Origin of the sequence: Ottowia flava, from assembly GCF_008017535.1 — a bacterium.
GTDB lineage: Bacteria > Pseudomonadota > Gammaproteobacteria > Burkholderiales > Burkholderiaceae_C > Ottowia > Ottowia flava.
This window is the reverse complement of record NZ_VRUA01000016.1, coordinates 1-13,570: the sequence shown is the minus strand read 5'-3', so window position 1 is coordinate 13,570 and position 13,570 is coordinate 1. Positions and strand designations below refer to the sequence as shown.

Below are 13,570 nucleotides of genomic sequence, written 5' to 3'. Positions count from 1 at the left end.
CGCGAAGGCCTTCGCGGCCGGTGAACGCAGGGCGATTGATGTGGCCCTGTGAACGCCGCCTCAGCGCGCCAGCGCCGCCAACGCCAAGTCGAGACCGGAGATGAACGCGTGCTCGACCCGGTTGCCAATGCACCAGTCGCCGCACAGGCCGATCTGGCGCGGCGCATCCCACACGAAGGGCCGGCCCAACGGCTTCATCGTCTGGGCGTGATGCCACAGCTGGGCATGGGCGTACGTGGGCGTGGCGCGGATGCCGGTGATCTCGGCGAAGGCCTTGCGCAGTTTCTCGGTGACCCGCTGCGCATCGTCGCCCTCGTGCTCGCGCGACCATTCGGGGCTGGCCTGAATGGTCCAGCGCTCCACCTGGCCGCGGCCAGGCTTGGACGATTCGCGCGTCAGCCAGCTCACGCGGTGGTGTGTGCTGCGCGCCGCGTTCCACTGCGGGCCCAGCGTGTAGAGACCTGGCTGCGCCGCGTTGGGGTAGGCGACCGTGAGCGTCCAGCAAGGCGCCACATCAACGGCTTCCAACGGCTTGGCCAGATCGGTGAGCAGCTGCGAATTGGATAGCAGCTCGCGCGCGTCTGACGCGGGCAGAGCCAGGATAACGCTGTCAAACCCGGCTCGGATGGGGTGCGCGTCGGCGCCCGGTTGGGTCAGCAGCTGCCAGCGCGTGGGGTCCATCGCGTCGCGTTCGATGCGCAGCACCCGGGTGTCCAGCGACAGCGCGCCATCGGCGGCCAATGGTGCGGCCCAGCGCTCGGGCAGGGCACGCATGGTGGGCGTGGCGACCCAGTGGGCCTCGCGCGGTGGGGGCGGCGCTTCGACCACGCGGCCTTCAGGGTCGAGCACGCGCACCGCGCTGGCGCTCCAGCGGCGCGCAATGTCGGGGGCCGTGGCTTCGAGTGCCCGGGTGAACCGGGCGTCGCGCACGGTGAAGTACTGCGCGCCAGTGTCGAAGCTGCCGAACGGCGAATCTTCGGTGGCCATGCGGCCGCCCACGGCGTCAGCGCAATCGAACAGGCTGACCTGTTGGCCGGCCTGCCGCAGCGTCCGGGCACAGCTCAGTCCGGCGATGCCGGCACCGACGATGGCGAAATGTCTAGAGGGTCGGCGGGCTGTGCTCATGCCGCCTACTCTACACGCTGCCGTGCTGTTCCAGCAGCGCGCGACGCGTGATCGGGCTCTTGAGTTGATCCAACCACCACTCCAGCGCCTTGCCGGGGTTGCCGTCTGCGCGCCAGGCGTACGAAAGTTGCGCCACGCGCGTGCAGCGCTCGACGCGGCGTTCGACCAGCCGGCCGGTGGCCAGATAGGGGCGGGCGATCGGCTCTGGCAGGAAACCCGCGCCCAGGCCGCGCACCTGCGCATCCAGCTTGGCCGCGAGGCTCGAGACGGTGAGCGTGTCCTGTCCCTCGAGCAGCCCAAACGACTGGGTGACGCCGCTCTGGACTGAATCGGCCACGACGATGCCCCGGTATTTCAGCAGGTCGACGTCCGACAGCGGCTCCGGCGCTGCGGCCAGCGGGTGGTGCGGCGCGACCGCGTACACAAAGCGCACCTGACCCAGCGGCAAGGCCTTCAGGTTGGCCGCGCTCGAAGGCTCGAGGATGGCCCCGAGCGCCAGATCGGCTTGGCCCGAGGCCACGGCGCCCACGGTGCCGCTCAGGATTTCGTCGCGCAGGCGCAGACGCGTGGGGGGATTGAGCGCATAGAAGGCTTCTACCAGTTCCATCAGCGCCGACTGTGAGATCAGCCCGTCGGCAGCGATCGTGAACTGAGGCGCCCAGCCGGTGGCCACGCGCTTGACCCGGTTGACCACGGCGTTGACCTCGCGGTGCAGCCGTTCGCCCTGAGCCAGCAGTTCGGCGCCTGCCTCGGTGGGGCGCGCCTGGCGCGAGGACCGGTCAAACAGCAGGACGTCCAGCGCGTCCTCGATCTGCCGCACCCGGTATGTCAGTGCGCTGGGTACGACGCCCAGTTCGCGGGCGGCCCCAGCGAACGTGCCGTTGCGGGCGATGGCATTCAGGATGCGAAATGCATCGGGGTTCAGCAGATCAGTCGGTTTGTCCGTCATGGCGGTTGAATGTTTGAATTATTTGAATGATGACGTCAACATGACAAAGCCTCATGGGTGCTTACCCGGCGTACAGTCTTGACCATGTCAAGTGCAGTTGCCCCGGTCGGTGTCTCGCCCGGACCGCAACGGCACACAGGAAGAAAGGATTGCACCCGTGATCACCCTCAGAAAATCCCAGGACCGTGGCTATGCCGATCATGGCTGGCTGAAGTCGAACCACAGCTTCTCGTTCGCTGGCTACTACGACCCCGCGCACATGGGCTGGGGCAATCTGCGCGTCATCAACGAAGACCGCGTCGCCCCCGGCATGGGCTTTGGCGAACACGGCCACCGCGACATGGAAATCATCAGCTACGTGCTCGAAGGCAACCTGGCGCACCGCGACAGCATGGGCAACGTCAAGGGCATTCCGCCCGGTGACGTCCAGCGCATGAGTGCCGGCACCGGCGTTCAACACAGCGAGTTCAACCACGCCAAGGGCGAAACCACGCACTTCCTGCAGATCTGGATCGAGCCGAACCAGCGCGGCATTCCTCCCAGCTACGAGCAGAAGACGGTGCCCGAGGCCGACAAGCGCGGCCAGCTGCGGCTGGTGGCTTCCGGTCAGCCCGATGCGGGCGCGGTGAAGATCCACGCCGACGCTTCGATGTACGCCGGGCTGCTGGACGGCGCCGAGCAGGCGTCGCTGAAGCTCGACCCCAAGCGCAAGGCTTACGTGCACCTGGTGCGCGGCGAGCTCGACGTGAACGGTCAGCACCTGAGCGGCGGTGACGCCGCGCTGTTGGAAGGCGAAAGCGCGCTCCAGCTGGACCACGGCAAGAACGCCGAGGTGCTCGTGTTCGACCTGGCACCTTGAACCGCATCGCCTCGGCCTGCGGGCCCTGGTGCCCTCGGTTCGACCGTAGGCACGGCACGCCGGCTTTGGCAGGCGTGCCGTGCAGCGTTCAAGGGTGCTCGCCGCCTTGGCGGGCTCCCCCAACCCCTGAAACCAACAACTTCCCTCAACCCTCTCACTTTTTTTACCAAGGACCCTCACCATGACCTCTCTTCAAAACCCCCTGGCCTTGATCGGCCGCCTGCTGATCGCCTACATGTTCATTCCTGCCGGCATCGGCAAGATCGGCGGCTTTGCCGGCACCGTGGGCTACATCTCGTCCAAGGGCCTGCCCGTGCCCGAAATCGGCGCTGCGCTGGCCATCCTCGTGGAAGTGGGCGCCGGCTTGCTCCTGCTCGTGGGCTTTCAGACGCGCTGGGCCGCGCTGATCCTGGCGGTATTCACCCTGGCGGCTGGCTTCTTCTTCCACAACTACTGGGCCGTGCCGACCGAACAGGTCATGACGCAGACGCTGATGTTCACCAAGAACCTGGCCATCGCGGGCGGTCTGCTGGCTTTCGCCGCCTTTGGCGCCGGTGCCTTCAGCGTGGACGCCAAGCGCGGCCGCTGAACACCTCTAGTCGTTGAATTCAAGAACTTGCACATGAAAAATATCGTTGTTCTCTTCCATTCCGGTTACGGGCACACCCAGCGCGTGGCCGAGGCCGTGGCCGAAGGCGCTGGTGCCGAATTGCTGTCGATCAGCGCCGAGGGCGAACTGCCCGAGGGCGGCTGGGACAAGCTGGCCGCTGCCGGCGCCATCATCCTCGGTAGCCCGACCTACATGGGCGGCCCCAGCTGGCAGTTCAAACGCGTGGCCGACGCCTCCAGTAAGGTCTGGGCCGCCGGCGGCTGGCGCGACAAGCTGTTCGCCGGCTTCACCAACAGTGCCACCATGAACGGCGACAAGCACGGCACGCTCGATTACCTCTACCACCTGTCGATGCAGCACGGTGGACTGTGGGTCGGCAACGGCGTCGTGCCCTCCAACACCAAGGCTGCGGGTCGGGGCGACCCGAACTACGTTGGCGGCTTTGCCGGCGTCATGGTGACTTCGCCGGCTGACGCCAGCCCTGCGGAGATGGTGCAAGGCGATCTCGACACGGCCAAGGCGCTCGGCGCGCGCGTTGCCAGCACGTTGCAGCGACTGGGCCGCGCCTGAGCCGAAGGGTGAGCGGCGTCAGCCGATGCCCTACTGAGGCAGGCTGGCGCTGGGCTGCCTCAGTGTGCACACAACATGTGTGCACACTGACTGTGCTATTTGCTACTCCAGCGCGTATTCGGCGCTTGCGTGCCGGTCTGCGCAGGGTTACTGTGTGTGACACAAGACATAGCCAGACAACCAGCCGCCAGCGCCACCATGACCTCCGACATCGCCCCCGTTGAACGCCCGATTGCCGAGGCCGACGGCGCGACGCCACCTGTCCTGGCCGAACTCGGCACGCCAGTTGCCCCCTCTACAGTCTCGATCAACCCGGGCAGCGCGCCTTTGCATGGGCTGCTGACCCAACGCCAGATTGAAGTGCTCAACTTGCTGTCCATCGGCCAGTCCAACAAGCAGATCGCACACACGCTGGGCATCCGCGAGGGGACGGTGAAGATCCACCTGGGGGCCATCTTCCGCGCCTTGCGCGCCCGCAACCGTACGGCCGCCGTGGTCGCTGCCCAAGCGCTCGTGGCGGCCGAGAGTTTCGGAGGAAATAAGGTTGTAGCGCGCTCTGAGTAAGCGCAGGCGGCTACTAAAAATATAGCAAACTTGATCAGTCGCAGGCGAATTTGAGTTCGCTTTCGGCGTGGGCTGACAACAGGCCGGGTGGGCTTTCCTTCAGGTCGACATGACGAAAGCGCTTGCCAAGAGCCACGCAGTGCGCGTTGGCCGCGTCGGCCGCGGCGCGCGTCAGCGGTTCGGGCGTGCTGGCCACCACGCCGCGCTTGCTGATCGTCCATGAGCCATCGAACCCCGCCACGGGCCCGGTGTCGTTGGCCGCGCACCCGGCAGCTGCCAGGGCGAGGCCGGCGGCGGCGATGAGGGTGGTCCAGCGTGCGTACATGGGGGCTCCAACGTAAGGCGCCTGGTACCACGGACAGGAATCGAACCTGTATCTAGCGCTTAGGAGGCGCTCGTTCTATCCATTGAACTACCGCGGCCGAGGCGTGGGCATTGTATCGGCCGCTCGGCGCATCGGCGGGCGAATTCAGCAGGTGTAGTGCGTCAGCCAATGACAATAGCCAATGCGCGTTCAGGCACTCTTGGCGCAGCCGACCGTTGAAGCTCTCCACCGCAGCGTTGTCTGTGGGCTTGCCTGACCGGCTGAAGTCGAGCTCTACCCTTCGCTCGTAGGCCCACTTGTCCATCACCTTGGAGAGAAACATGCTGCCGTTGTTGGTCTTGATGTTGCCGGGCAGTCCTCGCTGCCCGTAATCTCATTGTGTGTTCTCAGGAGATCCTCTCCTTGGAGGCTCTGGCCGACATCGATGGCCAGGCACTCGCGCGTGTACAGCTCCACCGCCGTGAGCATGCGCAGCTTGCGCCCGTCTTTGAAGTCCCCTTGAAAACCTGAGCCACCCGGAAGTAGAGAATTCCCCAGACGGAGTCTCTACATGAAGAAATCCAGATTCAGCGAAGCGCAGATTGGGCTGCTGCCGGTTTCAAAGACACCTAGTTAAGGTGGAAGATGAAACCGGAGGTGATTGATGGAAAGAAGAAGGACATTCAGTCGAGAGTTCAAGCTCGAGGGAGTCAAGTTGTTCACCGAGCGTGGGGTAAGCGTGGCGCAGGCAAAGAAGCGCGGGCGGCTAAGTCCCGTATTAGCAGGGACTATTGCTATTGAATTGGGAGAGGAGCCTCAACGCTGGATCGCCATTGCAGCACTTGAGGCAGAAAAAGAAAGCCCGCTGCTAGCAAGCTAGAGCGGGCCGTCAATGGGTGGCGGAAGAGGTGAGATTCGAACTCACGGACCCTTGCGAGTCGCCGGTTTTCAAGACCGGTGCAATCGACCACTCTGCCACTCTTCCTTCGGTCAACGTGCAATTCTAGCTGGCGTGCTGCCTGCGCAAGAGCGCCACGCCAAAAAAGAAAGCCCGCCTGATGGTTCAAGCGGGCTTTCTGGCGGTCATCACGACTGAATTACTTCAGTTTGACTTCCTTGTATTCGACATGCTTGCGCGCCTTGGGGTCGAACTTCATGATCGCCATCTTTTCAGGCATCGTCTTCTTGTTCTTGCTGGTCGTGTAGAAGTGACCGGTGCCGGCCGTCGATTCCAGCTTGATCTTTTCGCGTCCACCTTTGGTAGCCATGGTGCGTTCCTTTCCCTGTTAAATCAGGCTTGGCCGCGGGCGCGCATGTCTGCGAGCACGGCGTCAATGCCATTCTTGTCGATCAGGCGCAGAGCAGCGCTGGACACACGCAGGCGCACCCAACGGTTTTCGCTCTCGACCCAGAAGCGACGGTATTGCAGGTTGGGGAGGAACCTGCGCTTGGTTTTGTTGTTGGCGTGAGAAACGTTGTTTCCCACCATCGGGCCTTTGCCCGTGACTTCGCACACGCGTGCCATTCAATCGCTCCGATCACACGGTCTGGCTGGGCGCTGCAGGCTGCGCCGCAACTCGCCGAGACCTCACCTCGCCAGGAAATAGGGTGGCGGTAACCCTGCTGAAATCCTGTACGTCCGTTCGTAGCAACGAATCGCGGATTTCGGCTAAGCCTTAAATTATAGCCTGAATCGCCGTTGCTAAGATCAGTCTGGCTGCTGTTCGAGGAAGCGTTGTGCATCCAGCGCCGCCATGCAGCCCGTACCTGCGCTGGTGATGGCCTGACGATAGACGTGGTCCTGCACGTCGCCGGCTGCGAACACGCCTGGCACACTGGTTTCGGTCGCGAAGCCCTGCAGGCCGCCGCGGCTCAGGATGTAGCCGTTCTCCATGGCGATCTGCCCTGCAAAGATCTCCGAATTGGGCGAGTGGCCAATTGCAATGAAGCAGCCCTGAAGTGCGATGTCCTCGGTCTGGCCGTTATCGATGTGGCGGATGCGGATGCCAGTGACACCCGTGTTGTCGCCAAGTACTTCATCCAGAACATGAAACGTCTTCAACTCAATCTTGCCACTCGCGACCTTCTCCATGAGCTTGTCGACCAGGATCGGCTCTGCACGGAAGCGATCACGTCGATGAACCAGGATCACCTTGCGTGCAATGTTGGACAGATACAGAGCCTCCTCCACTGCGGTGTTGCCACCGCCTACCACACACACATCCTGATCGCGGTAAAAGAACCCGTCACAGGTGGCGCAAGCCGACACGCCGCGGCCCATGAAGGCTTCTTCTGACGGAAGGCCAAGGTATTTCGCGGACGCACCGGTAGCAATGATGAGGCTGTCACACGTATATTCGCCGTTGTCGCCAAAGAGCTTGAAAGGACGGACGGAGAGGTCGGCCGAGTGAATCTGGTCGAAGATGATCTGTGTATTGAACCGCTCGGCGTGTTGCAGAAAGCGCTGCATCAGCTCGGGCCCCTGCACGCCCATGGCGTCCGCCGGCCAGTTGTCCACTTCCGTGGTCGTCATCAACTGACCGCCTTGGGCCATGCCTGTGACCAATACGGGCTTCAGATTCGCGCGTGCGGCGTATACGGCCGCGGTATAACCCGCAGGCCCGGAGCCCAAAATCAGTACTTTTGCGTGTAGGGGAGTCATGGATATCGGAGGCGGATGAAGTGGTGAAGGGTGCGCTACGATCACGTATGAGAGCAAGCGTGCAAGATTTCACATCATCGATAGGATATTCGCACCGCTTGAGTTCGAAGATTTTAAGGACTCGGTCGGTCGATTGATGTCTGGAGGGATTTGAAATGACGATGCTGTCGAGCCTGGATCTGATTCGCCGGGTACCCCTGTTTTCGATGTTGACCGAGTCACAGGCCAACGCGGTGGCGGATGCCGTCATCAAGCGGCGCTTCAAGCGCGGCGAGGTGATTGTGGAGCAGGGCAAGAAGTCGAACGCCTTGTTCATCCTTCTGAACGGCCGGGCCCGCGTCGTCACGGCCGACAGCCGCGGACGCGAAGTCATTCTGGCCACCCTGCAGTCGGGCGACCACATCGGCGAGATGAGCTTGATTGACAACGAGCCGCATTCGGCCACCGTCCGGGCGGAGGTCCAGACTGACGTGTTGATGCTGGGCCGCCTCGAATTTGCGCGCTGCCTGCCGGAAAATTCCTCCATGGCGTACGCCGTCATGCGCGGCCTGGTGCAACGCCTGCGCCACGCCGACCGCAAGATCGAGTCGCTGGCGCTGATGGACGTGTACGGGCGAGTGGCGCGTGCGCTGCTCGAATTTGCCAGCGAAACGCCCGAGGGCGAATTGCTGATCCGCGAACGCATTTCGCGCCAGGACATCGCCAAGATGGTCGGCGCTTCGCGCGAGATGGTCAGCCGTGTGATGAAAGACCTGGAAGAGCGCGGCTTCATCGAAACGCAGGACAACGGCGCCATCGTCGTCAAAGAGCGCCTGAGCGCGCTGGGCTGACGGAATCTGGCCCCGCGCCACGGCGCCTGCTCAGCCGCTGCTTCCGCTGGTGCGGCCTGTGCGGTAAGCTACGAAAGTTGTAGTTGAACCCATGGCTTACCCTCTCAATACCTTCAACGCCGACGCGGGCACGGACGTGCCGCGCGCAGGCATCGGCCGCTTCGCGCAAGAAGTGATTTTGGTCATCGGCCTGGCCGGCACCATCTTTCTGGTGATGGCCTTGTCGAGCTATTCGGCGCAAGACGCGGCCTGGTCCACCTCCGGCGCTGGTGGTCCACTGCGCAATTGGGCTGGCAAGCTCGGCGCCTGGTTGGCTGACCTGATGTACGTGCTGATGGGCTTCTCGGCCTGGTGGTGCGTGGCGGCGGCCCTCAGCGCCTGGTTGCGCGGCGTGCGGGCTTGGCTGCGCGGCAGCCGCCCAGCGCGACGACCGTTGCGCGGCTGGGCCGCGGTGTGGGAACGCATCCGAACCGCGCACTGGGTGTTCTGGATCGGCCTGATTCTGGTGGTGATGGCCAGCAGCGGCCTGGAATGGACGCGCCTGTACCGTTGGGACGACGCCTTGCCAGGCGCTGCCGGCGGGGTTGTGGGCTACCTGGGCGGCCCGCTGGCGATGAAATGGCTCGGCTTCACCGGCTCTGCGCTGCTGGGCATCCTGACCCTGATCTTTGGCGTGTCGCTGCTGTTCGGCTTCTCATGGACGCAGGTGGCCGAGCGCATCGGCGGCGCCCTGTACGGTCTGGTCGAATCGCGCCGCGAGCGGCGTGAAATCGCCCAGGACGTGGCCGCCGGTAAGCAGGCGGCCCGCGAACGCGAAGAGGTGATCCACCACGAGCGCGAGGTGATCGAAGAGCAGCACCCCGCGCCCGTGCTGATCGAGCCGACCATCGCCACCGTGCCCAAGAGCGACCGCGTGGCCAAGGAAAAGCAAAAACCCTTGTTCACCGAACTGCCCGACAGCAACCTGCCGCAGGTCGACCTGCTCGACGGCGCACCGGCGCACCAGGAAAGCGTGGCGCCCGAAACGCTGGAGATGACCAGCCGCCTGATCGAGAAAAAGCTCAAGGACTTCGGCGTCGATGTGCGCGTGGTGGCCGCGGCGCCCGGCCCGGTCATCACCCGGTACGAGATCGAGCCCGCCACGGGCGTCAAAGGCTCGCAGGTGGTCAACCTCGCCAAGGACCTGGCGCGCTCACTGTCGCTGGTGTCGATCCGCGTGATCGAGACCATTCCCGGCAAGAACTACATGGCGCTGGAGCTGCCCAACGCCAAGCGCCAGACCATCCGCCTGTCCGAAATCCTCGGCTCGCAGGTTTACAACGACGCCAAGTCGCTGTTGACCGTGGGCTTGGGCAAGGACATCGTGGGCAAACCCGTCGTGGCCGATCTGGCCAAGATGCCGCACGTGCTGGTGGCCGGTACCACTGGGTCGGGAAAATCGGTGGGTATCAACGCGATGATCCTGTCGCTGCTCTACAAGGCCGAGCCCAAGGACGTGCGCGTGCTGATGATCGACCCCAAGATGCTGGAGATGTCGGTCTACGAAGGTATTCCGCACCTGCTGGCGCCCGTGGTCACCGACATGCGCCAAGCCGCCAACGGCCTGAACTGGTGCGTGGCGGAGATGGAGCGCCGCTACAAGCTGATGAGCAAGGCCGGCGTGCGCAACTTGGCCGGCTTCAACCAGAAAATCGACGAGGCCAAGGCGCGCGGCGAGTTCATCTACAACCCCTTCAGTCTCACGCCGGACGACCCCGAGCCGCTGGAGCGCCTGCCCTACGTCGTTGTCGTGATCGACGAATTGGCCGACCTGATGATGGTGGTCGGCAAGAAGATCGAAGAGCTGATCGCCCGCCTGGCGCAGAAGGCGCGCGCGGCGGGCATTCACCTGATCCTGGCCACCCAGCGTCCCAGCGTGGACGTGATCACCGGCCTGATCAAGGCCAACATCCCCACGCGCATCGCCTTCCAGGTCAGCAGCAAGATCGACAGCCGCACCATCCTCGACCAGATGGGCGCCGAAGCGCTGCTGGGCATGGGCGACATGCTCTACATGCCCAGCGGCACGGGCTTTCCGCAGCGCGTGCATGGCGCCTTTGTCAGCGACGACGAAGTGCACCGCGTGGTCGAGTACCTCAAGGCCCAGGGCGAACCCAACTACATCGAAGGCGTGCTGGAAGGCGGCACGGTCGATGGTGAAGACGGCGAGGGTGGTTTTGGCGGCGAAGGCGGCGGCGAGTCCGATCCGCTCTACGACAAGGCGGTGCAGATTGTGTTGTCCAACAACAAGGCCAGCATTTCGCTGGTGCAACGCCACCTGTCGATCGGCTACAACAAGGCCGCCAACCTGCTGGACGCGATGGAAAAGGCCGGCCTGGTCAGCGCGATGAACGGGCGCGGCCAGCGCGAGATTCTGGCGCCGTCGCGCGGCGCCGAATAAGGTGTTTTAGGCCGCTGGCCCGCACCCAGATTGCGCGAGCAGCTCCTGAATTGGTAGAAAATAAAGCGTGTGACGAGCCACGCACCGTGACTGTCTTGGTGCCATATGTGTCCGGCAGGCAAGTCGGTGTTTCAATTCGTCGCTGGCCGAACCTTTGCACCCGCCTTCACTCCAATACGCCATGACATTGCACCGCATCCGCTCTTCCGTGTTTCGCCACCGTCTGGCCGCTACCGCGGTCGTGTTCGGGCTGGCCGCGCCCGCCGCGTGGGCAGGTGGTCTGGACAGCCTGGCGCAGTTCGTCAAGGACACGCGCAGCGGCAAGGCCAACTTCACCCAGGTCGTGACTGCGCCCGGCAAGGACGGCCAGCCCGGCCGCAGCAAGACGCAAACCGGCACGTTTGAATTCCAGCGCCCCGGCAAATTCCGCTTCACCTACGCCAAGCCGTTTGAACAGACCATCGTCGCCGACGGCAAGACGCTGTGGCTGTACGACGTCGACCTGAACCAGGTCACCTCACGCCAGCAGGAACAGGTTCTCGGCAGCACGCCTGCCGCCATCGTCGCCGCGGCGCCCGACGTCAAAGCGCTGGAAAAAGACTTCACCCTGGCCGAAGAACCCGAAAAGGACGGGCAGCAGTGGGTGAAAGCCACGCCCAAGTCGCGTGACGGCCAGCTGCAGACCATCCGCGTGGGCTTCAAGCCCGGCAGCAAGGGCCCGGAACTGGGCACCCTGGACATTCTCGACAGCTTTGGCCAGCGCTCGGTGCTCACTTTCTCGGGTTTTGATGTCAACGCCGCCGTGCCGACCAGCCAGTTCGTCTTCACGCCGCCCAAAGGGGCGGATGTGCTCAAGCAGTAGCGCAGGGCTTGATCGCGGAAGGGGTGCCGTGCGACCTGACCGCCAGATCGGCCTGCCCGACGAGTGAGGCGCCATGGCGTGACTGCGACGCCGCCTACGTGGGGTCCCGGATGCTTGCGCACGTTCTTGAGGAATAAGTCAGGGGCTTTCATCTTCCAAGCTTTGAGCGCTTGCGCCGGCGGCAGCGTGTCCCAGTGCCTTCTGCGGCAAGTGGTGGTTGTACAGCCAGACAAACCTGTGCAGCGTCTTCTCCAGGTCCTCGGCGCCGTTGAAGTGGTGTGGGCGCAGCACCTGGCTGAGCCGCCCATTGAAACGCTCGACCATGCCGTTGGTCTGCGGTGTCCTCGGTTCGCTCAGGCGGTGCTCAATGCCCGGCGCCTAGCACAGCTGGTCGAACTCGTGCTCGGCCGTGGGCTGGCTGGTGCGCCCGCCAAACAGCCGATCGGTGAGCGCTTGGCTGTGGTCCTTCCAGGTGACGCGGGTCTTGAATGGGGTAGTCCGGCGCACGGCCGCCACGAACGCTTTAGCAGACGCCGCTGTCTTGTGTTGTTTGATGGCGATGAACATCCAGCGGGTAGCCCTGTCGATGGCCACAAACACATAACGGCGACGCTCCTTTGCCGCGCGTTGTCGGCGGGGTACGAGCCCGAGTCCGCTCCCCCGTGGACGCCAAACTTGGGCAACAAGTCAGCGTAGGCGCTACCAGGTAGAACCAACTGAGTTTACCGATGGCGTTCCTCGCGACCGGGGGGCGCTCGCCAGGTGCTTCAACCCGTCGCTGGCGTCCGGCGCGGTCCGGACTTGGGGATATTTCCTGCTCGACCGGGTACAGTAGGTTGGTGAGGGAAATGGACTTCTGGCCTCCGACCCAATTGCGTAGGCCGCTCCCGTTTTAATAGCATTTTTGCAAGTCGCAACAAGCGACTGCGAGCGCGCCCTTGATCGTCTGGCACGGCCCACACGCCTGCCACGATCCCTAGTAACCATCCCAGCTGGGATCGTTACCAGCTGCCAACGCTCCCAATGGCGGTAGGGCGAAGCTATCGACACACTTGTGACAAAGCGGTTGAACATCGCCGCTCAGAACCATAACAGTGCTTCAGGGAGCTTCTCATGCAAATCGCGTCCAACCCCGGCGCGGGCGCCGCCTTGGCGAACCCGGCCCCAGTCTCGTCACCCCCACCGGCTGCGCCCAGCGACCCGCAAGCCGCTGCAGGTCCTGGACCGAACGGCGCACCCTCTGCGCCGGACCCAGCGGCAACCGCCCCTGAGGCGCAGCCCGAGTCGTACTTCGCCGGCTACGTCAAGCCGCTGATCCAGCGCCCGGGAGGCAGGACCTTTGCGCCAGGCCCCGGCGCACCGCTGCCCGACGTGGCAGCCCAAGCGGCCACCGCCCTCGGCGCTCAACCCGAACCGTTCAACGCGGTGACCAAGCCGCTGTACCTGGGGCGCGCCTCCTCGGGCCTATTAGCCGATCTGATGAGCGGCGGCCAACCCCTGCCCGTCGGCGGTGACGCGCCCTGGGGCCGTCCCGAATTCATTCCTCGTCCGCGGCCCGGATTGGCCGACATGGGCATGTTGTCGCGCCCTGGAGTGGCCACCAACAACAAGGGCCCGCTGCGGGTGGACAACCCCGAAGCCTACTTCGCTAGCATGGCCGGGCGCCTGCAGCGCGTTCCCGACCTGGTTCAACCCCAGCCGGACGTCCGAGGCTCGCAGCGGGAGCAAGACGCGTTCTCCGGTCAACCCGGCAACCAGGATGGGCAACATCCGCTGTTCCAGCAGGCCGAGGACA

General features: G+C 64.1%; 16 protein-coding genes, 2 tRNA genes and 2 pseudogenes. 9 read left to right on the top strand and 11 right to left on the bottom strand.

Annotated elements, in window-relative coordinates; genetic code table 11:
• Positions 1 to 60 precede the first annotated feature (60 nt).
• Positions 61 to 1,125, bottom strand: coding sequence for an NAD(P)/FAD-dependent oxidoreductase (locus tag FVQ98_RS14745; RefSeq protein WP_147914216.1), 1,065 nt, complete (start codon positions 1,123 to 1,125; stop codon positions 61 to 63).
• 10 nt (positions 1,126 to 1,135) lie between these two features.
• Positions 1,136 to 2,074 carry a LysR family transcriptional regulator gene (locus FVQ98_RS14740; RefSeq protein WP_147914215.1) on the bottom strand — a complete coding sequence of 313 codons (939 nt, stop codon included), beginning with the start codon at positions 2,072 to 2,074 and terminating at the stop codon, positions 1,136 to 1,138.
• Between the two features lie 157 nt (positions 2,075 to 2,231).
• Between FVQ98_RS14740 and FVQ98_RS14735 the strand changes: the two genes are divergently transcribed.
• The 4 genes from FVQ98_RS14735 to FVQ98_RS14720 all read left to right on the top strand — a co-directional run bounded on the left by FVQ98_RS14735 (position 2,232) and on the right by FVQ98_RS14720 (position 4,677).
• Positions 2,232 to 2,933 (top strand): pirin family protein, encoded by a 702-nt coding sequence (locus FVQ98_RS14735; RefSeq protein WP_147914214.1) that lies wholly within the window; start codon positions 2,232 to 2,234, stop codon positions 2,931 to 2,933.
• A gap of 181 nt (positions 2,934 to 3,114) precedes the next feature.
• Positions 3,115 to 3,522, top strand: coding sequence for a DoxX family protein (locus FVQ98_RS14730; RefSeq protein ID WP_147914213.1), 408 nt, complete (start codon positions 3,115 to 3,117; stop codon positions 3,520 to 3,522).
• 33 nt (positions 3,523 to 3,555) lie between these two features.
• Positions 3,556 to 4,113, top strand: coding sequence for a flavodoxin family protein (locus FVQ98_RS14725; RefSeq protein WP_147914212.1), 558 nt, complete (start codon positions 3,556 to 3,558; stop codon positions 4,111 to 4,113).
• A gap of 198 nt (positions 4,114 to 4,311) precedes the next feature.
• Positions 4,312 to 4,677: a response regulator transcription factor gene (locus FVQ98_RS14720; RefSeq protein WP_147914211.1), complete on the top strand. Its 366-nt coding sequence runs from the start codon at positions 4,312 to 4,314 to the stop codon at positions 4,675 to 4,677.
• A gap of 34 nt (positions 4,678 to 4,711) precedes the next feature.
• Here FVQ98_RS14720 and FVQ98_RS14715 read toward each other — a convergent pair whose 3' ends face one another.
• The 3 genes and pseudogenes from FVQ98_RS14715 to FVQ98_RS20330 all read right to left on the bottom strand — a co-directional run.
• Entirely contained in the window at positions 4,712 to 5,002 is a 291-nt protein-coding gene (locus FVQ98_RS14715) for a hypothetical protein (RefSeq protein WP_147914210.1), read from the bottom strand.
• A 22-nt stretch (positions 5,003 to 5,024) separates the two neighbouring features.
• Positions 5,025 to 5,099 (bottom strand) — tRNA-Arg (locus FVQ98_RS14710).
• 60 nt (positions 5,100 to 5,159) lie between these two features.
• Positions 5,160 to 5,303 (bottom strand): annotated as a pseudogene (locus FVQ98_RS20330) (integrase core domain-containing protein); the annotation flags it as partial.
• Positions 5,304 to 5,696: 393 nt separating this feature from the next.
• Between FVQ98_RS20330 and FVQ98_RS14700 the strand changes: the two are divergent.
• The gene (locus FVQ98_RS14700; protein ID WP_187265756.1) at positions 5,697 to 5,861 is read left to right on the top strand and encodes a hypothetical protein; all 165 of its coding nucleotides are present in this window, start codon (positions 5,697 to 5,699) and stop codon (positions 5,859 to 5,861) included.
• A 17-nt stretch (positions 5,862 to 5,878) separates the two neighbouring features.
• Here FVQ98_RS14700 and FVQ98_RS14695 read toward each other — a convergent pair.
• The 4 genes from FVQ98_RS14695 to trxB form a co-directional block, all read right to left on the bottom strand.
• Positions 5,879 to 5,966 (bottom strand) — tRNA-Ser (locus FVQ98_RS14695).
• A gap of 112 nt (positions 5,967 to 6,078) precedes the next feature.
• Positions 6,079 to 6,249: a 50S ribosomal protein L33 gene (rpmG, locus tag FVQ98_RS14690; protein WP_147914208.1), complete on the bottom strand. Its 171-nt coding sequence runs from the start codon at positions 6,247 to 6,249 to the stop codon at positions 6,079 to 6,081.
• A gap of 23 nt (positions 6,250 to 6,272) precedes the next feature.
• Complete coding sequence (rpmB, locus tag FVQ98_RS14685) at positions 6,273 to 6,506, bottom strand: 50S ribosomal protein L28 (protein WP_028601562.1); 234 nt, start codon at positions 6,504 to 6,506, stop codon at positions 6,273 to 6,275.
• A gap of 183 nt (positions 6,507 to 6,689) precedes the next feature.
• A complete protein-coding gene (gene trxB, locus FVQ98_RS14680; protein WP_147914207.1) occupies positions 6,690 to 7,643 on the bottom strand; it encodes a thioredoxin-disulfide reductase in 954 nt (317 codons plus the stop codon).
• A 155-nt stretch (positions 7,644 to 7,798) separates the two neighbouring features.
• Between trxB and FVQ98_RS14675 the strand changes: the two genes are divergently transcribed.
• The 3 genes from FVQ98_RS14675 (at position 7,799) to lolA (ending at position 11,775) form a co-directional block, all read left to right on the top strand.
• Positions 7,799 to 8,473 carry a Crp/Fnr family transcriptional regulator gene (locus FVQ98_RS14675; protein WP_147914206.1) on the top strand — a complete coding sequence of 225 codons (675 nt, stop codon included), beginning with the start codon at positions 7,799 to 7,801 and terminating at the stop codon, positions 8,471 to 8,473.
• A gap of 91 nt (positions 8,474 to 8,564) precedes the next feature.
• Positions 8,565 to 10,913, top strand: coding sequence for a DNA translocase FtsK (locus tag FVQ98_RS14670; RefSeq protein WP_147914205.1), 2,349 nt, complete (start codon positions 8,565 to 8,567; stop codon positions 10,911 to 10,913).
• A gap of 181 nt (positions 10,914 to 11,094) precedes the next feature.
• Positions 11,095 to 11,775, top strand: a complete 681-nt coding sequence (gene lolA / locus FVQ98_RS14665; protein WP_147914204.1) for an outer membrane lipoprotein chaperone LolA — start codon at positions 11,095 to 11,097, stop codon at positions 11,773 to 11,775.
• A gap of 138 nt (positions 11,776 to 11,913) precedes the next feature.
• On the opposite strand, the gene FVQ98_RS14660 is transcribed toward lolA, so the two are convergent.
• Both FVQ98_RS14660 and FVQ98_RS14655 read right to left on the bottom strand, forming a co-directional pair.
• Positions 11,914 to 12,144 carry an integrase core domain-containing protein gene (locus tag FVQ98_RS14660; RefSeq protein ID WP_255507800.1) on the bottom strand — a complete coding sequence of 77 codons (231 nt, stop codon included), beginning with the start codon at positions 12,142 to 12,144 and terminating at the stop codon, positions 11,914 to 11,916.
• A gap of 9 nt (positions 12,145 to 12,153) precedes the next feature.
• The gene (locus FVQ98_RS14655; protein ID WP_147914202.1) at positions 12,154 to 12,342 is read right to left on the bottom strand and encodes a hypothetical protein; all 189 of its coding nucleotides are present in this window, start codon (positions 12,340 to 12,342) and stop codon (positions 12,154 to 12,156) included.
• A 546-nt stretch (positions 12,343 to 12,888) separates the two neighbouring features.
• On the opposite strand from FVQ98_RS14655, the pseudogene FVQ98_RS14650 reads away from it, so the two are divergent.
• Positions 12,889 to 13,570, top strand: a pseudogene (locus tag FVQ98_RS14650) (hypothetical protein); the annotation flags it as partial.